Annotated in this window: 17 protein-coding genes; 12 read left to right on the forward strand and 5 right to left on the reverse strand. The window is 63.7% G+C overall.

Features of this window, described 5'->3' with window-relative positions; translation table 11 throughout:
- Positions 1-92: 92 nt before the first annotated feature.
- The 8 genes from ACFDR6_RS20105 to ACFDR6_RS20140 all read left to right on the forward strand — a co-directional run bounded on the left by ACFDR6_RS20105 (position 93) and on the right by ACFDR6_RS20140 (position 9,082).
- Positions 93-1,289: a CaiB/BaiF CoA transferase family protein gene (locus ACFDR6_RS20105; protein ID WP_317240535.1), complete on the forward strand. Its 1,197-nt coding sequence runs from the start codon at positions 93-95 to the stop codon at positions 1,287-1,289.
- A gap of 130 nt (positions 1,290-1,419) precedes the next feature.
- On the forward strand, positions 1,420-2,955 hold the full coding sequence (locus ACFDR6_RS20110) for an ABC transporter substrate-binding protein (protein ID WP_375859266.1): 1,536 nt from the start codon (positions 1,420-1,422) through the stop codon (positions 2,953-2,955).
- Between the two features lie 7 nt (positions 2,956-2,962).
- On the forward strand, positions 2,963-3,913 hold the full coding sequence (locus tag ACFDR6_RS20115) for an ABC transporter permease (protein WP_317240532.1): 951 nt from the start codon (positions 2,963-2,965) through the stop codon (positions 3,911-3,913).
- Positions 3,900-4,769, forward strand: a complete 870-nt coding sequence (locus tag ACFDR6_RS20120; RefSeq protein WP_317240531.1) for an ABC transporter permease — start codon at positions 3,900-3,902, stop codon at positions 4,767-4,769. Before ACFDR6_RS20115 ends, ACFDR6_RS20120 begins: the two co-directional genes overlap by 14 nt.
- On the forward strand, positions 4,766-5,758 hold the full coding sequence (locus ACFDR6_RS20125; RefSeq protein ID WP_375859267.1) for an ABC transporter ATP-binding protein: 993 nt from the start codon (positions 4,766-4,768) through the stop codon (positions 5,756-5,758). The genes ACFDR6_RS20120 and ACFDR6_RS20125 overlap by 4 nt, the downstream gene beginning before the upstream one ends.
- A gap of 11 nt (positions 5,759-5,769) precedes the next feature.
- Positions 5,770-6,726 carry an ABC transporter ATP-binding protein gene (locus tag ACFDR6_RS20130; RefSeq protein WP_375859563.1) on the forward strand — a complete coding sequence of 319 codons (957 nt, stop codon included), beginning with the start codon at positions 5,770-5,772 and terminating at the stop codon, positions 6,724-6,726.
- A gap of 75 nt (positions 6,727-6,801) precedes the next feature.
- Complete coding sequence (locus tag ACFDR6_RS20135; protein WP_375859268.1) at positions 6,802-7,869, forward strand: alcohol dehydrogenase; 1,068 nt, start codon at positions 6,802-6,804, stop codon at positions 7,867-7,869.
- Between the two features lie 133 nt (positions 7,870-8,002).
- Positions 8,003-9,082 (forward strand): isocitrate/isopropylmalate dehydrogenase family protein, encoded by a 1,080-nt coding sequence (locus ACFDR6_RS20140; protein WP_375859269.1) that lies wholly within the window; start codon positions 8,003-8,005, stop codon positions 9,080-9,082.
- Positions 9,083-9,116: 34 nt separating this feature from the next.
- On the opposite strand, the gene ACFDR6_RS20145 is transcribed toward ACFDR6_RS20140, so the two are convergent.
- The 4 genes from ACFDR6_RS20145 to ACFDR6_RS20160 form a co-directional block, all read right to left on the reverse strand.
- Positions 9,117-9,404: a hypothetical protein gene (locus ACFDR6_RS20145; protein ID WP_212081073.1), complete on the reverse strand. Its 288-nt coding sequence runs from the start codon at positions 9,402-9,404 to the stop codon at positions 9,117-9,119.
- A gap of 104 nt (positions 9,405-9,508) precedes the next feature.
- A complete protein-coding gene (locus ACFDR6_RS20150) occupies positions 9,509-10,330 on the reverse strand; it encodes an enoyl-CoA hydratase (protein ID WP_375859270.1) in 822 nt (273 codons plus the stop codon).
- Between the two features lie 275 nt (positions 10,331-10,605).
- Complete coding sequence (locus ACFDR6_RS20155) at positions 10,606-10,977, reverse strand: helix-turn-helix domain-containing protein (RefSeq protein WP_020608151.1); 372 nt, start codon at positions 10,975-10,977, stop codon at positions 10,606-10,608.
- A gap of 29 nt (positions 10,978-11,006) precedes the next feature.
- Complete coding sequence (locus tag ACFDR6_RS20160) at positions 11,007-12,056, reverse strand: LysR family transcriptional regulator (RefSeq protein WP_375859271.1); 1,050 nt, start codon at positions 12,054-12,056, stop codon at positions 11,007-11,009.
- 483 nt (positions 12,057-12,539) lie between these two features.
- On the opposite strand from ACFDR6_RS20160, the gene ACFDR6_RS20165 reads away from it, so the two are divergent.
- The 4 genes from ACFDR6_RS20165 to ACFDR6_RS20180 all read left to right on the forward strand — a co-directional run bounded on the left by ACFDR6_RS20165 (position 12,540) and on the right by ACFDR6_RS20180 (position 15,964).
- The gene (locus ACFDR6_RS20165; protein WP_212081076.1) at positions 12,540-12,806 is read left to right on the forward strand and encodes a hypothetical protein; all 267 of its coding nucleotides are present in this window, start codon (positions 12,540-12,542) and stop codon (positions 12,804-12,806) included.
- Positions 12,807-13,011: 205 nt separating this feature from the next.
- The gene (locus ACFDR6_RS20170; protein ID WP_212081077.1) at positions 13,012-13,743 is read left to right on the forward strand and encodes a cytochrome c biogenesis CcdA family protein; all 732 of its coding nucleotides are present in this window, start codon (positions 13,012-13,014) and stop codon (positions 13,741-13,743) included.
- A 141-nt stretch (positions 13,744-13,884) separates the two neighbouring features.
- Positions 13,885-14,157 (forward strand): hypothetical protein, encoded by a 273-nt coding sequence (locus tag ACFDR6_RS20175; RefSeq protein WP_212081078.1) that lies wholly within the window; start codon positions 13,885-13,887, stop codon positions 14,155-14,157.
- A gap of 46 nt (positions 14,158-14,203) precedes the next feature.
- Positions 14,204-15,964 (forward strand): peroxidase family protein, encoded by a 1,761-nt coding sequence (locus ACFDR6_RS20180; RefSeq protein ID WP_317240528.1) that lies wholly within the window; start codon positions 14,204-14,206, stop codon positions 15,962-15,964.
- A 219-nt stretch (positions 15,965-16,183) separates the two neighbouring features.
- Here ACFDR6_RS20180 and ACFDR6_RS20185 read toward each other — a convergent pair whose 3' ends face one another.
- On the reverse strand, positions 16,184-17,239 hold the full coding sequence (locus ACFDR6_RS20185; protein WP_212081079.1) for an ABC transporter substrate-binding protein: 1,056 nt from the start codon (positions 17,237-17,239) through the stop codon (positions 16,184-16,186).

The raw sequence follows: 17,239 nt of genomic DNA on the forward strand, positions 1-17,239 counted from the left end.
ACTTTCCTACTCAGCCGCCGCCCTCTAGGGTCGCCGCATCAACAACAGAGAACTTCGATAGTTCCTAAGAGAGCCCAAGGACGCAGGCAGGCATGCAGCTAGCAGATAAGCATGAGGGGACGACGACAAAAGCCTTCGCGGGCCTGCGGGTGCTGGATTTTTCGACCACGATCGCCGGTCCCCATTGCACGCGGATGCTGGCCGACATGGGCGCCGAGGTTATCAAGATCGAGACCGATGGCGGCGAGACGATGCGGACCCGACCACCGCTGCGCCAGGGGTGCAGCACGGCGTTCGGCCAGCTCAATGTCGGCAAGAAGAGCCTGGTGCTCGACCTCAAATCCGAGGACGGCAAGGAGACGGTGCGCCGGCTGGCGGCGACATCAGACATCCTGGTCGAGAATTTCCGCCCCGGCGTGATGCGGCGGCTGCGTCTCGACTACGACAGCCTGCGCCAGATCAACCCGAAGCTGATCTACTGCTCGATCTCGGGCTACGGCCAGACCGGCCCCTCGGCCGAGCTGCCGGCCTATGCGCCGGTGGTCCACGCGGCCTCCGGCTACGACATGGCGCATCTGTCCTATCAGCCCGGCCGCAGCCGCCCCGATCATTGCGGCATCTATCATGCCGACGTCGTCACCGGCACCTACGGCTTCGGCGCAATCGCGTCCGCGCTCTATCAGCGCACGGTGACAGGGGTTGGCCAGCACATCGATGTCTCCATGATGGAAACGATGCTGTCGCTGACGCTGACCGAGTTGCAGACCTCGCAATTCGCGGTGAAACCCACCGCGCGCCCGATGTTCGGGCCAACCGAGACGGAAAACGGCTATGTCATGATCACTGTCGCCAGCGAGAAGACGTTTCAAGGCTTGATGGGCGTGATCGGCCGCCCCGCCTGGATCTCTGATCCACGCTTCTCGACCTACGCCGCGCGCCGCGAGAACTGGGTCGAGATGATGGATGGCGTCGAGGCCTGGTCACGGCAGCTCAGGACCGACGCATGCCTTGCCGCGCTCGGCGCGGCCGGCGTCCCGGCTTCGGCCTATCGGACAGTGTCCGAGGCGCTGGCCGATCCGCAGCTCGCGCACCGGCAGGCGCTCTCCGAGGTGCGCGACGAGGCCGGCTCCTTTCAGGTGCTCAATCTGCCGTTCCGGATGTCGGGCGCCGACACCACGCCCGCCAGGACGGTGGCTGTGCTCGGCGAGCATACGGACGCGTTGCGCGATGAAATCGGCCCCGCGAGCGATGCGCCGGTTTCGCCGGGCAAGACGGCCGCGACAAACTAAATCACATTGCGCCGCACATCCGCGCTCGAGCCCGCGTCCGTTCCTCTTGCCGTCCCGTGTATTTGTCGTCAATCTCGCTTTCCAGTCATTCAACGATCCGAAACATCGGACGAGGATCCCGGGAGGAACCATGACGAAGGCGGCTGCCGTTGCACGCAAGCGCGTGCCGATTTTCCTTGCTGCGGCATTTGCACTGGTCGCGCCGGCACAGGCGCAGAAATCAGGCGGCAGCATCACCGTCGGCCAGGAGCTGGAAATCGCCGGCTTCGACCCGCTGAAGGTCGGCGTCTACGACACTTCGACTTTCACCGCCGCCGCCGCAATCTTCGACACGCTGACCACGCTCAATGAGAAAGGCGAGGCGGCGCCGAAACTTGCGGTGTCCTGGACCCATTCCGACGACTACATGAGCTGGACTTTCAAGCTGCGCCAGGGCGTGACATTCCACGACGGCACGCCGTTCAACGCGCAGGCCTTCAAGGAAAACTTCGACCGGCAGAAGAACCCGGCCAACAAGTGTCGCTGCGCCTTCTACATCACCAACGTCAAGGAAGTGCTGGCGCCTGACGATTACACGCTCGTCTACAATCTCACCGATCCCTCGGTGAACCTTCCGGCGGTGATCACCATTCAGAGCCAGAACAACGTCGTGCACTCGCCCACGGCCTGGAAGAGCAAGGGCGACGACTATAATCGCAATCCCGTCGGCACTGGTCCCTACATCCTGAAATCATGGACCGCCGGCGACCGCATGGTGCTGGAGAAGAACCCGAATTACTGGGACAAGGGCCGCCCGTATCTCGATCGCATCATCCTGAAGCCGCTGCCCGACGCGCAGTCGCGCTTCGCCTCGCTGCAATCGGGCGAGGCCGACATCATCTGGGACGACGAGAACGACGCCGACAATATCATGAGGGCGCAGAAGGACTCCAAGCTCACCGTGCACACCTACAAGGGCTCGGGCGCGCAGGTCTATGCCTTCAACACCAAAGTGGCGCCGTTCGACGATGTCCGCGTGCGACAGGCGCTGGTGATGGCGATCGACCGTCCGAAGATGTCACAGGCGATCAGCAACGGGCTGAGCCGCCCCGCGAGCAATCCCTATGGCGACGGATCCTGGGTCAAGTGCAAGGACGACGGCGCACTGCCGTTCGACGTCGAAAAGGCCAAGGCCCTGATCAAGGATTACGGCAAGCCGGTCGAGTTCAAGATGCTGGTGACCGCGACGCCGCGCGGCCGCATGGTCGGCCAGGTGCTGCAGCAGTTCTGGAAGCGCGTCGGGGCCAACATGGAGATCGAGCAGGTCGACCAGGCCACCATTCCCTCGCGCGCCTTCACCCGCCAGTTCCAGCTGACACCGTGGCGCATCGTGGACCTCGCCGATCCCGATCCGCAGATGTATGCGAACTTCCGTAGCGGCAGCCCGTTGGCGCTGTCCAACTTCAGCGATTCGGAATTGGACCGGCTGCTCGACCATTCCCGCGTCACCGCCGATCTCGGCCAGCGCACCGAGGATTATTGCGCGATCAGCCGCCTGATCAACAAGGAGGCGATCTGGTTCTGGACCTTCCAGAACACCTATTACGCTTTGTCGAGCACCAAGCTGAAAGGCTTTCCGAAGATCTACAACGGCGTGATCGACGTCTCCACCACCTGGCTTGAATGAACGCGCGATGCTGAACTTCGTCGTTCGGCGGCTGCTTGCCATGCTGCCGGTTCTGCTCGCCGTGTCCCTGCTGACCTTCCTGATCGCCTCGCTGTTGCCGGGTGATCTGGCGCTCGTCATCCTCGGCGATCAGGCAACGCCGGAGAATGTCGCGGCACTGCGCCATGACATGGGGCTCGATCAGCCGCTCTGGTGGCGCTATCTGAGCTGGCTCGGTCACGTCCTGCAAGGCGATCTCGGCCGTTCCTTTCGCACCGGGCAGACTGTGCTGGAGGCGGTATCCGAACGCTTCCCGGTCTCGCTTCAACTGATGCTCATGGCCGAGTTCATCGGGCTCCTGATCGGGGTGCCGCTCGCGATCGCCTGCGCCGCGCGCGCCGGCGGCGCGTTCGATCGCTTCATGACCGGCAGCGCCTTCGCCATGCTGTCGATGCCGTCTTTCCTGACCGCGATCCTCCTGATCTATCTGTTCGCGGTCGAGCTGCGCTGGCTGCCGGCGACCGGCTATGTGCCGTTCACCGAGGCGCCGCTCGCCAATCTGCGCTTCTTCGTGCTGCCGGCGCTGACATTGGCGCTGGCGGAATGGCCGGGCATCATGCGGGTGCTGCGCTCCGACATGATCGCGACTTTGCAGGAGGACTATATCGCGCTCGCCAAGGCGAAAGGCCTCAAGCCGGCGCGCATCCTGTTCGTGCACGCCCTCAAGCCATCGTCGCTGACCCTCGTGACCGTGACGGGTATCAATATCGGCCGATTGCTCGGCGGGACGCTGATCGTGGAATCGATCTTCGCGCTGCCGGGACTCGGCCGGCTGCTGGTCGGCGCGATCTACACCCGCGACCTCATCATCCTCCAGGGCGTGGTGCTGCTGGTCGCCTGCGGCTTCGTCATCGTGAACTTCATCGTCGACATGCTCTACGCCGTGCTCGACCCCAGGATCCGCCATGGCCACGCTTGAGCTGTCACTTCAAGACGAAGCCGTGCCGGCGCCCGTTCGCCGGCGCAAGCTCGGCGTCCTGTTCTGGCTCGCGAGCGGCTGGCTTGCAATCATCCTCACGCTCGCAATCCTCGCGCCGGTGCTGCCGCTGCAGAATCCGACCGATATGGACATGCTGGAGCGCCGCGCGGCGTTCTCTGGAGAACACTGGCTCGGCACCGACGGGCTCGGGCGGGACGAGCTCGCTCGCCTGATCTTCGGCGCGCGCGTCTCCCTGACAGTCGGGCTGATCGCGCCGATGATCAGCCTCGTTTTCGGCGGCGCCCTCGGTCTCTTTGCCGGCTATTTTCGCGGCCGGTTCGAGACGTTGGTGGTCGGCGGCATGGACGTGCTGCTGGCTTTTCCGCCGCTGATCTTCGCGCTCGCGGTGACCGCCTATCTCGGCCAATCCGTTCAAAATCTCACCCTGATCCTCGGCGTGCTCGGCATTCCCGCCTTCATGCGCGTGGCGCGCGCGGCGACGCTGACGCTGGCGCGGCGCGAATTCGTGATCGCTGCCGAGGCGCTCGGCGCCAGCCATGCCCGCATCATCCTGCGCGAGCTGCTGCCGAACGTGATCCTGCCGCTGCTCGCCTTCTTCCTGCTCGGCGTTGCCGTCACCATCGTCGTCGAAGGCGCGTTGTCGTTCCTCGGCCTGGGCGTGCCGCCGCCGATGGCCAGCTGGGGCAGCATGATCGGCGAGGGACGCGAGAGCCTCGACATCGCGCCGCGGCTCGCCTTCCTGCCGGCGGCGGGACTGTTCCTGACCGTGCTGGCGTTCAACCTCGTGGGCGACACCTTGCGGGCGCTGACCGACCCGCGGCAGGGGGCGCTGTGAACACCGCGCTGTTGACCATCGAGGACGTCGCGGTCGAGCTGCCGACGCCGCGCGGCAATTTGCGCGCCGTCAATCATGTCGATCTCTCGCTGGACGCGGGCCGCACGCTCGGCATCGTCGGCGAATCCGGTTGCGGCAAGACGATGCTGTCGCGCGCGGTGCTTCAGCTGCTGCCGAAAAAGGCAAAACTCACCGGACGTGTGATGTTCGATGGCCAGGATCTGGTGCAGCTCGATGCGGAACGCCTGCGGCGCTTGCGCGGGCGCGATCTCGCAGTCGTGTTCCAAGATCCCATGACTTCCCTCAACCCGGTGCTCACCATCGGCACCCAGCTGATTGAGACGATCCAGGAGCATCTCGAGCTGGATGCCCCGGCGGCGAAGAAGCGCAGCGTCGAGCTGCTGGCGGCCGTCGGCATTCCGGCGCCGGAGCAGCGGCTGGTGCAATATCCGCATCAATGTTCCGGCGGCATGCGCCAACGCATCGCCATCGCGATCGCGCTGTCGTGCGAGCCGAAGCTGCTGATCGCGGACGAGCCGACCACGGCGCTCGACGTCACCATCCAGGCGCAGATCCTCGATCTGCTGGCGCGCGAGCAGCGCCGCCGCCACATGGCGATGATCATCATCACCCACGATCTCGGCGTCGTCGCCGGCCGCGCCGACGAGGTCGCGGTGATGTATGCGGGCAGGGTGGTCGAGCGGGCGCCGACGTCGGCATTGTTCAAGCGCATGCACATGCCCTACACCGAGGCGCTGCTGGCGGCGATCCCCAAGCTCGAGGCCGCGCCGCATACGCCGCTGCCGGCGATCTCCGGCCGTCCGCCCGATCCGACGCGGCCCCTGAAGGGCTGCTCGTTTGCGCCGCGCTGCCGCTATGCGTCGGGACGCTGCCACGAGGCCAAGCCGGAGCTGAGGGGCGCCGAGATGCCTGATCATCTCTATGCCTGCTTCCATCCGATCCGGATGGCCGAGGGGATCGGCGCATGATGCAACTTGCCGTGCGTCCCGAGCCGCTGCTGAACGTCGACAATCTCGTGGTCGAATATGGTCTCGGCAACAAGACCGTGCATGCCGTCTCCGGCGTCAGCCTTCAGGTCGCGCGCGGCGAGACGCTGGGATTGGTCGGCGAATCCGGCTGCGGCAAGTCGACGCTGGGGCGCGCGGTCCTGCAACTGCGCCGCGCCAATTCCGGCCGGGTCATGTTCGACGGCGAGGATCTGACGGCGATGCAGGGCGAGGCGCTGCGCAGGATGCGCCGGCGCGTGCAGCTGATCTTCCAGGATCCGATCGCCTCACTCAATCCGCGCCGGCGTATCGGCGACATCGTCGCCGAGCCGCTGATCATCGCCGGCGTCAAGGATGCTGCCGAGCGCAGACGACGCGTTCACGAGGTGCTCTCCGCGGTCGGGCTCGACCCCGATCTCGTCGCGGGCCGCCTGCCGCATGAATTCTCCGGCGGGCAATGCCAACGCATCTGCATCGCGCGCGCGCTGGTGCTCAATCCCGAGTTCATCGTCTGCGACGAGCCGGTGTCGGCGCTCGACGTCTCCATCCGCGCACAGATCCTCAATCTGCTGGAAGAGATGAAGGCGCGCTTCGGTCTGACGCTATTGTTCATCGCGCATGATCTCGCCGTCGTCAAAGCGGTTAGCGACCGGGTCGCGGTGATGTATCTCGGCCGACTCTGCGAAGTCGGGCCCTCGGAGCAATTGTTTGCAAGGCCGGCGCATCCCTATACCGGGCTGCTCCTGCAGGCGATCCCGGTGCCTGATCCGGATGTGCGTCCCGCCGAGAGTGTGGCGGCCGGCGAGCCACCATCGCCGATTGCGCCGCCGTCCGGCTGCCGCTTCCGCACCCGCTGTCCGCGCGCCGATCAGCAATGCAGCGCGGAGATACCGGAGTTGCGCGAGGTCGTACCCGGCCAGTTCGCGGCTTGCCACCATCCGCTGGCCTGAACTAAGACCGGTTTGTCTCGCCTCGCCGGCCATGGCATGGTGGCGCGACAACAAGAACCATGCGGGAGGACGCCGATGAAGAGTTTCAAGGTTGCCGATTTCAAGGCGCCGCTACAGGAGTTCGACGAGGCGACGCCGCAACCGTCGGGCACGCAGGTGCTGATTAAGGTGAAGGCGGCCGGAGTCTGCCACAGTGATCTCCACATCTGGGAAGGCGGCTACGATCTCGGCCATGGCCGCAAGCCGCTGTCGCTGAAGGACCGCGGCATCAACCTGCCGCTGACCATGGGCCATGAGACCGTCGGTGAAATCCTGGCGTTCGGTCCGGACGTGAAGCCGACCGACCAGGGCGACCTGAAGCCTGGCGATGTCGGCCTCGTCTATCCCTGGATCGGCTGCGGCAAGTGCGCCACGTGTCTGGCGGGTGACGAGAACATGTGCCTGACGCCGCGCTCGCTCGGCGTCTATTGCGACGGCGGCTATTCCGATCACATGCTGGTGCCGCATCCGCGCTATTTGCTCAATCTGAAAGGCCTCGACCCGGCGACGACCGCGCCCTATGCCTGCTCCGGCGTCACCACCTACAGCGCGCTGAAGAAGGTCGAACAGCATTTCGACACGCCGATCGTGATGTTCGGTGCCGGCGGTCTCGGCCTGATGGCGCTGTCGCTCCTGAAGGCGATGGGCGGCAAGGGCGCCATCATGGTCGACATCGATGCCAGGAAGCGTGAGGCGGCAGAGAAGGCCGGCGCGCTTGCCACCGTCGATCCCAAGGCCCCGGATGCGCTGGAGCAGCTTGCGAAGAAGGCGGGCGGGCCGATCCGCGCCGTGATCGACCTCGTCGGCAACGCCGCGACGACACAGCTCGGTTTCGATTGCCTCACCAAGGGCGGCAAGCTCGTCATCGTAGGCCTGTTCGGCGGCGGCGCGACCTGGGCGCTGCCACTGATTCCGATCAAGGCCATTACGATTCAGGGCAGCTATGTCGGCAATCTGCGTGAGACGCAGGAGCTGCTCGATCTCGTGCGAACGAAGAAGGTGCCGCCGATCCCGGTGACGACGGCACCGCTCGCTAAGGCCAACGATGCGCTGGTGCAGTTGCAGCAGGGCGCTGTGGTCGGACGTACGGTGCTGACGCCGTAGCGAACGCTCTCTCCACCGTCATTGCGAGGAGCGAAGCGACGAAGCAATCCACAATTTCTCCGTGGATGCAGTTCTGGATTGCTTCGCTTCGCTCGCAATGACGACTTGGGTGACATCTTCCTCGAGGCCTTAAATGTCCGCAAACAACGCCTTCCACATTGCCGTGCTCGCCGGTGACGGCATCGGTCCCGAAGTCATGGCGCCGGCCATCGAGGTGCTGCGCAAGATCGAGCAGAAATCAGATTTGCGTTTTCGCTTCACCGAGGCTCCGGCCGGCGCCAACAACTATCTCGCGACCGGCAAGTCGATGCCTGATACCACGATCAAGCTGTGCGAGGAGGCGGACGCCATACTTCTCGGAGCTTGCGGTCTGCCGTCGGTGCGCTACCCCGACAATACCGAGATCGCGCCGCAGATCGAGCTGCGTTTCATCTTCGATCTCTATGCCGGCGTGCGGCCCGCGCGTCTCATTCCCGGCGTGCCGAGCCCGATCGTCGGTGCCGACCAGCGCGGCATCGATCTCGTCGTGATCCGCGAATCCACCGAGGGCCTGTTCGCTTCGATGGGCAAGGGTGTCGTCACCCATGAGGACGCGCGTGAAACCATGGTGATCACGCGCAAGACGTCCGAGCGCCTGTTCGAGTTTTCGTTTCGCCTCGCCGAGCGGCGCAAGGCGCGCGGCAAGCCGGGGGCGCTCGCCTGCGTCGACAAGGCCAACGTGTTCAAGGCCTTTGCCTTCTTCCGCGGCATTTTCGACGAGATCGCCAAGAAGCATCCGGAGGTGAAGACCGATCGTCTCTATGTCGATGCCTGCTCGGCAATGCTGGTGAAGCGGCCCTGGGATTTCGACGTCATGGTGATGGAGAACATGTTCGGCGATATCGTCTCCGACATCACCGCGAGCCTGATCGGCGGCCTCGGCATGGCGCCGTCGGCCGACATCGGCGACAAATACGCCGTGTTCCAACCCTGTCACGGCACCGCGCCCGATATCATGGGGCAGGGCAAGGCCAATCCCACCGGCATGATCCTGTCGGCGGCGATGATGCTCGACTGGCTCGCCGACAAGCATGGCATCGAGAGCGCGGCCGAAGCCGGCGAGACGATCGAGCGTGCGGTGGATCAGGTCTATGCAGGCGGCATCAAGCCAATGGAGTTTGGCGGCAGCAACGGCACCGCCGACATCACGAAAGCTGTGCTCGCGGCGGTGTAATCAAAGAAAAGGGGCCTCGCGGCCCCTTTGTCATTCACCAGCGGCGCCAGTGGTGGTGGCGATGACCCCACCCCCAAGGACGGGGTCCGTAGAATCGTCGCGGGCCGCCGTAATAGCCGTAGGCGCCGTAATAGCTCGGGCGCCAGAAACAACGACCCCAGGGGTTGCAGACCCAGCGTACTTGATCGACGTCAGCGGCCGGGCCGCTCGCGATTCGGTCCGCTTGTGGAATGCCGTTCGGCATTGCCGCGAATGCCGAGCCCGAGGCGAGCGCTGCACCGCCCAAGGCGGCCAGACCAAGAAAAGCAAGTTTGAATTTCATCGCAATCTCCCTCGTTGGTGGCGGGAGAACTTCCAACAGATCAACTGGTTGCTACCGAGCTGCGGCCGCGCGCGGATTTAATCTTCCTGAATGAAGGTTCAGACTCAGCGCCCCTGAAATTTGGGTCGGCGCTTCTCCATGAAGGCTCGGCGACCCTCGCGGAAATCCGCGCTGTCCATGCAGGCATGGCCGATCGCCTTGATCGCCTCCATGTCACGCTGGCTTTCGTCCTTCAGCACCTGCGCGATGGTGATCCTGGCGGCCTTGATTGCGAGCGGAGCGTTCTCGGAGATGGCCTTCGCGATCGTCATGGTCTCTCCCCAGAGCTCGCCCTCCGGAAACACGCGCTCGACGAGACCGATGCGCAGTGCCTCTGCGGAATCGATCCGCATGCCCGTGTACATCAAGAGGCGCGCCCAGGACGGGCCGACCAGCGACACCAGATGCTTCAGACCGTCATAGCCATAGGCGATGCCGAGCCTAGCCGCGGGAATCCCGAACTGGCTGCCGTGTGCGGCGAGGCGGATGTCGGCGAGCATCGCGACTTGCATGCCGCCGCCGAGGCAGAAGCCCTCGATGCAGGCGATGGTCGGTAAGGGAAAGTCGGCGAGCAGCGCGCGCTGTGCCGCGCTGCGCTTGGCGTATTCCTCGGACGCCGCTGCGTTATGGCGCGTCTTCTCGAACTGGCTGATATCAGCCCCTGATACGAACGCCTTGCCGCCGGCGCCGCGCAGGATCACGACGCGCACGGTCTCGTCGTCACGCAGGGCCGTCAGCGCCTCGCCAAATCCCTCCCACATCTCCAGCGACATCGCGTTGCGCTTGTCGGGATTGTTGAAGGTGATCACCCCGACGCCACCGGCTGCGTGCCTGAGGATCTTGCCGTCGGCGTAAGGCGTTTCGGTCGTGCTCAAAATGTCGGACATCGCGCTCGCTCGTCATGTGCGAGGGACAATGTGCTGCGCGGGCGCCAGCGGGGTCAACCGGGGCAGGGCGCGCGAGTCTGCATCCGCCTGTTCCGGGATCGCATGGCGCGTGGTCCTCGGATCGTGCCGCAAGGAAAAAGGGACGGTCGAACCGCCCCCGGAAAGGCCGCGCGCAAGCGCGCGAGCCGTATGCCGTCCGGTCTCGTTCAATCCCGCCGCGCCCCGGTGACGCGGCGGATTGAAGGTCGGCGGCAAATGCAGACCGTCGATCGGTCTCAGCTTTCGTTCGCCGCGATCGATTCCATCAGCGAGACGAGCTGACGCTGCACCGTCTGGTCCTTGATCTTGCTGTAGGCGCGCAGCAGGCGGAGGCTGAAGGCGCTATCGAGGAACAGCAGGCTCTCGACTTCGCGGGCCTTGTTGTCGCCGTCGTAGAAGAAGGTCACGGGCACATCGAGGGCGGAGGCGATCTGCTGAAGCCGAGCCGCGCCGACGCGATTGACGCCCTTCTCGTATTTCTGCACCTGCTGGAAGCTGACGCCCAGCTTCTCGCCGAGCTCGGCCTGCGAGATCTTCATCTCGACGCGCCGCAAGCGGATCCGCTTGCCAAGCTCAATGTCCGGCTTGCCGGCACTGCGCTGCTTCATTCTTTTCGCCGCTGCTTTCATCTTCGTTCTCACCTTTGTTCTTCGGTTGAAAATCCCCCGAAGAGCTGGGTCAGGGGTTCGCCCATATAGGAGTCCTTGAATTCATGCGGATGCACGAACTCTTCCTTAAACCACGGGAAACGAGCTGGACTGAAAGCTCCGATCAGCCAGTCAATCATGTGCCGCACGCGCGGAATACGGCCGCTACCGGGGTGGTAGGACAACCAGATATCCAGCGGCCGGTTCAGCTCGACCTCCAGTGGAATCAATTTCCCGCCGAGCGCGATGGCGTAGCTGGGGAAGACGCCGATGCCGGCGCCATTTGCGACCGCCCAATAGTTGGCGCTCGAGACGTTGGTCTTCATGACCAGAAGGTCACGTTCCGAAACGCCCGGGAAGAAACTCTCGAAGGATTCCTTGGCGGCGAGCTGATCTGCGAATTGCAGCACCAGGCGATGCTTGATCAATTCCGCTGCCGAACGCGGCGCGCCGTGCTTTTCGATGTATTTCTCGGAGGCCCAGAACATCAGGTGCATGCGGCCGAGCCGCACCAGCTTGATGTCGAGCGCCGAGGGACGCGATAGATGGATGGCGACGTCGGCCTCGTGACGCGAGACGTCGGCCGAACGCATCGCGCAATGCAGGTCGACCAGGATCTTCGGATAGGCCTGCTGGAATTCAACCAGGCGCGGGGCGAGCCAGAACGTGCCGAGCCCCTCGGTGACGGCGACCCGAACCTCGCCGGACAAAGCATTGGCCATCGAATCGCTGGCGCGCAGCACATCGAAGGTGGCAGCCTCCATGCGCTCGACGGCGGAGACCACCAGCGCGCCTTCATCGGTCAGATGGGTCCCGTGAACGTCGCGGGTGAACAGCGTCGTGCCGGTTTGACGTTCGAAATCGTCGATCCGCCGGCGCACGGCGTTGATCGACAGCGACAAGCGCTCGGCCGCCGAGCGGAAACTTCCGCATCGGACGACTTCCAGAAATATGCGGGCCGTATCCCAATCAGAGAGGCCGCTGAGATTTGTTTTTGGGCGTTCCACCTGACGAACGCCCCTTTCCGCTAAGGAGTGCATACAATTCCCTTCGGGCGGCTAAACTGGCAGAATCTGGCGCAAACCACAACCACTGCGGGTTGGGGGATGATGAGTTTTGAACGTCATCCTTACTACCTCGTGGGTGGTATCCGAGTGCTGCCAAGGCTGGGGAATCGGGCGCATTGTTTGCCCGGATGAGGGGTGTGGCGTGAGTTCCGTTGCGAGCCGCCAAATGGCTGCGGGATTGCAGGCGCTGTCCGCAAGGAATGACTTTGCGCGAAAGGCACCGCCGTCTCCCTCGACGGATCAATCACAGTACGCCAGGCGTTTGCTCCCGGACCGCTTCGACAATGGCCAACTACGCAGCGCAGCGGTGTTGGCTGGACTCTCGGTTCCTGGGCTGAAACCGCTTGAAATCAGGTTCGGAGGCGCCGCGGCCTCATGCTATCCTCGGTACACCATGGGGGCCGAAGGGGGCGCCGCAACCACGTCTCGCAGGCCGAATTAACGGAAAGAACGCCGGTGTCGCATTCAGACGAACAGTTGCAGTCGGTGCTGAAAACGCTCGAGGAGTGCCGCAGGGTGCTCAACGCGTGCGAGAGCCGTGAATCGGCCGAGCTGCTGTCCATCGTCATCCTCGACGTCAGGATGAAGCTCAAAGGAATTGACAGTGCCGATCTCAAGGCACTGTGCGACGAAATGTTGCGGAGCGCTGCGAGCGAGCCGCCGTCCCCTTCCAAGCAGACGCAGGACCAGCCCCGGCGTCCGCTGCTCCGCGTGGTGAAGTAGCCGCGCCGCCGAGTCTCGCTTTTTGGCGAGACTTGTGCGCGTCCCGATGCCGCACCTGTGATCACAGACGGCATCGGGAGGAGCCCTGGTTTCGTGCGCCTCTGTTGCGCATTTTCCGGCATCGGCTACACCAGAGCCGGTTCGGCTCCGGCCGGGGCGCATATCCTGCGCGCCTACCGGCGCCTGAGATGGCTCAGACGGCATCATGCAAAATGTTTCGATCCCGGCGGCGCTGATTGCCGGCCTCGTCAGCTTCCTCTCGCCTTGCGTCCTGCCGCTGGTCCCGCCCTATCTGATCTACCTCACGGGCGCCACGATCGAGCATGTCGAGAGCGACGAGCCGGCCGCGGCGTCGAAGCGCGCGATCATGTTGTCGGCGCTCTTGTTCGTGCTCGGCTTCTCCACTGTGTTCGTCGCGCTCGGCGCCAGCGCCTCGCTGGTCGGCGGGCTGATCCGGGCCTGGTCGGCAGAGCTGTCGATCCTCGCTGGCCTCGTCATCATCGTCATGGGCCTGCATTTCCTGGGCCTGACGCGCATCGGCCTGCTGATGCGCGAGGGGCGGCTGCCTATCCCCAAGCCCGTCGGGCTCTGGGGGGCCTACATCATGGGCCTCGCCTTCGCCTTCGGCTGGACCCCCTGCATCGGCCCGATCCTCGCGGCGATTCTTTCGATCGCCGCAGCCGAGGCGACGGTGACCAAGGGTGCAGGTCTGCTCGCCGTCTATTCCTTGGGCCTAGGTATTCCCTTCCTGCTGGCGGCCCTGATGATCGAACAGTTTTCTGCGCTGTTCGCGCGGATGAAAGGCCATCTCGTCAACGTCGAGCGCGCCATGGGCGTCTTGATGGTCATCACCGGTATCGGCTTCCTCACCGGTGCAGTCACGAATGTGAGCATCTGGCTGCTGGAGACGTTCCCGGCGTTGCAGACGATCGGATAGAGCGCAGGGGGGCCGGGTTTTCACGGGCGGAAAAGTAGAGGAACCGTTGAATTCCGTCAGGCATGCTGTCACGGAACGACGATTCCAAACCTTTCCGGTCCCGAGGCGTTGCACGGGGACAACTCGCATGGTGGAGATCACGTGACCAAGACACTGCGCTTAGAACCCCTGTCGGACAACGCGGCTTTGGTTGCCTGGCAATTTTTGGGACAGCCGTTGCAGGAATGGCCGAGCTGGGTTCAGTCGAATTGCTCGTTGCAGAAGGATGCCGACGGGAAATTCGAGCTTCGGCACGAGCGGCGCAGCGGCACTCAGATCGTCTATCTCGGCGAGTGGCTGGTGAGAGATCTCGATGGCGGCGTGGACTTCTACACCGACGCCGAGATCTGGTCGCGGTTCGCTGCCAAACACTGAAGCGCTGAGAGATCGAGCCGGCGCGTTGATCGCGCCTTAGTCTTTCTTGCTCAAGCTCCGGGCGATCAAAAGCCTGTGTGGCTGGTGGGGCAAAAAGCCTCGCGGTAGGACCCACCCACAGAATGCAATCTGTAGTAATATTTCATTTTACTGCACCCTGAGGGGCAATTCTTCTGAACGTATACTGAAACGAGAATTTGAGACCAATCGGCATATTCGGCGCCCCTCTCCCTTACAGCATTTTGAGCAGGAGCAAGCGATGGGAACCGACGTGAATGTTCATCCCGGTCACGGCAAGGCCGGACGTCAACCGACGCGACAATTTTTGGATACGCTTTCCGGACACGACGATCCGGGCATGTTTGGCCGGATGTTTCCGACCTTGGAGCCGCTGGCTGTCGACGACGGTCCGCTGCGTGAGCTCGCTGACGCGATGAAGGACCCCGCCCCCGGCGACGCCGCGGGAAACAATCTCAACGTCCCGGCGGGTTTCACCTATCTCGGCCAATTCGTCGATCATGACATCACGCTTGACCTGACCTCCTTTGGCGACAAGCAGGCCGATCCCATGGGCGTGCAGAATTTTCGCACGCCGGCGCTCGATCTCGACTGCGTCTATGGTCTCGGTCCCGACGGAAGCCGCCACTTGTATGCGCGCAACTCGGCCACCGACAACGGCAAGACACCGGGGCCCAAGCTGCTGATCGGCAAAACGGTCAACGTCGATAGCATCACGGGTGATCATCGTAACGATCTTCCGCGCAGCCCCGAAGGGTTTGCCCTGATCGGCGACCATCGCAACGATGAGAATTTGCTTGTCGCGCAGACCCATCTGGCGATGCTCAAATTTCACAACAAGGTCTGCGATCGGCTCGCGGCGTCAGGGAAGCCGCCGGGAGAGATATTCGAGGAAGCGCGCCAGATCGTGACCTGGCACTATCAATGGATGGTTCTGCACGATTTCGTGGAGCGGATCACCGAGAAGGGGCTGGTGGCCAAGATCCTAGAGCAGGGACGGCGCTTCTATCGATTCAAGAAGATCCCTTATATGCCTGTCGAGTTTTCCGCGGCCGTCTATCGTTTCGGCCACAGCATGGTTCGTCAGGTCTATAGCCACAACAGGATCTTCACGCCCGGGCCGGGCGGCATTCCTGCAACTCTCGACCTGCTGTTCAGGTTTACGGGGCTTTCGGGAGGAATCATCGGAGATCTCGCACCTAATCCGGTTCAGCCGCCGCTTCCGCTTCCGGTGCTTTCAAGCAACTGGATCATCGACTGGCGCCGCTTCTATCAGGTCCTGTCGGCCAATCCGCCGGGTGTGGCGCTCAATCCATCTCGCAAGATCGACCCATTCGTCGTGCCGCAACTGCATACCCTGCCTGGTGATGGCGGCAGCCTGCCGTTCCGCAACCTCAAGCGCGGCGTGTTGCTGGGATTGCCGTCAGGGCAGGACGTTGCCAAGGCCATGAAGATCAAGAATCCGCTGACGCCGGAAGAAATCTCGAAGGGGAGCGACGGTGCCGTGGCGAGGAAGCATGGCCTGCACCAGCATACGCCGCTCTGGTACTACATCCTCAAGGAGGCCGAGCAGCGGGGCGGCGGGGAACGGCTCGGACCGGTTGGCGCGACGCTGCTTGCCGAGGTCTTCGTCGGCCTCGTCCATGGCGATCACCAGTCGTATCTCTGGGTCAAAGGCAAGAGCTGGAAGCCGACACTTCCGTCGCAAGTGCCAGGCGAATTCACGATGGCGGACTTGCTGCGCTTCGTCGGCGATATCAGCCCGATCGACGGTATCTCGACCGTGTAGACCAAAGCATGATCCGGAAAAGTGCGAAGCGATTTTCCGGAAAGATCACGCGTAAACAACAACCTCAAGCGCGATGATGGTTCATCCAAATTCATCGCGCTTGAGACGCTCGCGATCGCCGGTTGCGGCGATGAAGGCGAGCCTGGAGACGTTTCCGGCGTTGTAGACGAACGACTGGACCGGCGCGCCGAGCGCGCCGGTCCAGAGGTTTGCAACAGATCAAGGCTTGAACACGTAGCCCGGCGAGATCGCCGCAGCCTCCGGGATCGGCGGCAGGTCGGCGAACAGTTCGGGACGGTCCTTCATGACCTTGAGAATGTGCTTCGGCTCGATATGCGCATTGACGTCGAAGGTCGATTTGAGGATGCCGAGGCGGGAGAGCCGGTCCTCGGCGCTCCAGAGCGCGCGGTAATTGTTCGCCGACAGCCGGCGGTCGGCCTGCTGGACGTTGAACTGCATCGCTGTCTCGGCGACGTCCTGTTTGAGTCCCGGAATCCAGCGCGTGGCAACCTGCGCTGCCTGTTTCGGGTTCTTGCGCATCCATTGGTCGGCCTCGGAGACGGCCGCGAGGAATTTCTCGATGGTCTCGCCATTGGCCTGCACCCAGGGCCTGAGCGCGACGTTGAAGCCGATGTAGGAGATCACGTCGCCGCCGCGGATGATCTCGACGGCACCCGGCACGTCCTTGCCGGCGACGATCGGCCAGGGATCCCAGCCCGAGAACGCATCGATGCCTTTGGCGAGCAGGGCGACGGTCATGTCCGGCGGCGGCGTGTTGACCAATGTCACGTCGTCGGGCTTCAGCCCTGCCTTCTCCAGCGTCGCCAGGATGTAGAGATGGTTGATCGTGCCGAAGGAGGCCGCGATCTTCTTGCCCTTCAGCGTCGACAGATCGCCCTTGACGATGCCTGAACCTTCGCGCGCGATGATCGCCATGGTGGCGTCGGAGCCGGCCTTTGTGGCGTTGCCGCTGTAATTGCCGAGGGCGACGAGGTCCATGCCGCGCAGCACGGCGCCGATCATGGGCACGCCGACCTGCACGATCTCGCTCTCGCCGGCCTGCAATGCGTTCAGCGCGTCGACGCCGGTCGCGTAGGGGCGCGCGATCGTGACGTCGAGCCCGTACTTCTCGAAGAAGCCGCGCTCGAGGGCGATCGGCAGGCCGATCTGGTCGATGCCGGTGACCATGCCGGCCTTGAGTTTCGTCGGGGTCTGGGCGCTTGCCGGCACCATGCCGGCGAGCAGCGCGAATCCAAGCAACACGAACCGTTTCAT

This window comes from Bradyrhizobium tunisiense, from assembly GCF_042263385.1.
GTDB lineage: Bacteria > Pseudomonadota > Alphaproteobacteria > Rhizobiales > Xanthobacteraceae > Bradyrhizobium > Bradyrhizobium tunisiense.

Excerpts from the sequence above, each read along its gene's own strand:
- ACFDR6_RS20105 (WP_317240535.1), top strand. The coding sequence starts at position 93 with ATGCAGCTAGCAGATAAGCATGAGGGGACGACGACAAAAGCCTTCGCG.
- ACFDR6_RS20110 (WP_375859266.1), top strand. The coding sequence starts at position 1,420 with ATGACGAAGGCGGCTGCCGTTGCACGCAAGCGCGTGCCGATTTTCCTT.
- ACFDR6_RS20115 (WP_317240532.1), top strand. The coding sequence starts at position 2,963 with ATGCTGAACTTCGTCGTTCGGCGGCTGCTTGCCATGCTGCCGGTTCTG.
- ACFDR6_RS20120 (WP_317240531.1), top strand. The coding sequence starts at position 3,900 with ATGGCCACGCTTGAGCTGTCACTTCAAGACGAAGCCGTGCCGGCGCCC.
- ACFDR6_RS20135 (WP_375859268.1), top strand. The coding sequence starts at position 6,802 with ATGAAGAGTTTCAAGGTTGCCGATTTCAAGGCGCCGCTACAGGAGTTC.
- ACFDR6_RS20140 (WP_375859269.1), top strand. The coding sequence starts at position 8,003 with ATGTCCGCAAACAACGCCTTCCACATTGCCGTGCTCGCCGGTGACGGC.
- ACFDR6_RS20145 (WP_212081073.1), bottom strand. The coding sequence starts at position 9,404 with ATGAAATTCAAACTTGCTTTTCTTGGTCTGGCCGCCTTGGGCGGTGCA.
- ACFDR6_RS20150 (WP_375859270.1), bottom strand. The coding sequence starts at position 10,330 with ATGTCCGACATTTTGAGCACGACCGAAACGCCTTACGCCGACGGCAAG.
- ACFDR6_RS20155 (WP_020608151.1), bottom strand. The coding sequence starts at position 10,977 with ATGAAGCAGCGCAGTGCCGGCAAGCCGGACATTGAGCTTGGCAAGCGG.
- ACFDR6_RS20160 (WP_375859271.1), bottom strand. The coding sequence starts at position 12,056 with ATGCACTCCTTAGCGGAAAGGGGCGTTCGTCAGGTGGAACGCCCAAAA.
- ACFDR6_RS20170 (WP_212081077.1), top strand. The coding sequence starts at position 13,012 with ATGCAAAATGTTTCGATCCCGGCGGCGCTGATTGCCGGCCTCGTCAGC.
- ACFDR6_RS20185 (WP_212081079.1), bottom strand. The coding sequence starts at position 17,239 with ATGAAACGGTTCGTGTTGCTTGGATTCGCGCTGCTCGCCGGCATGGTG.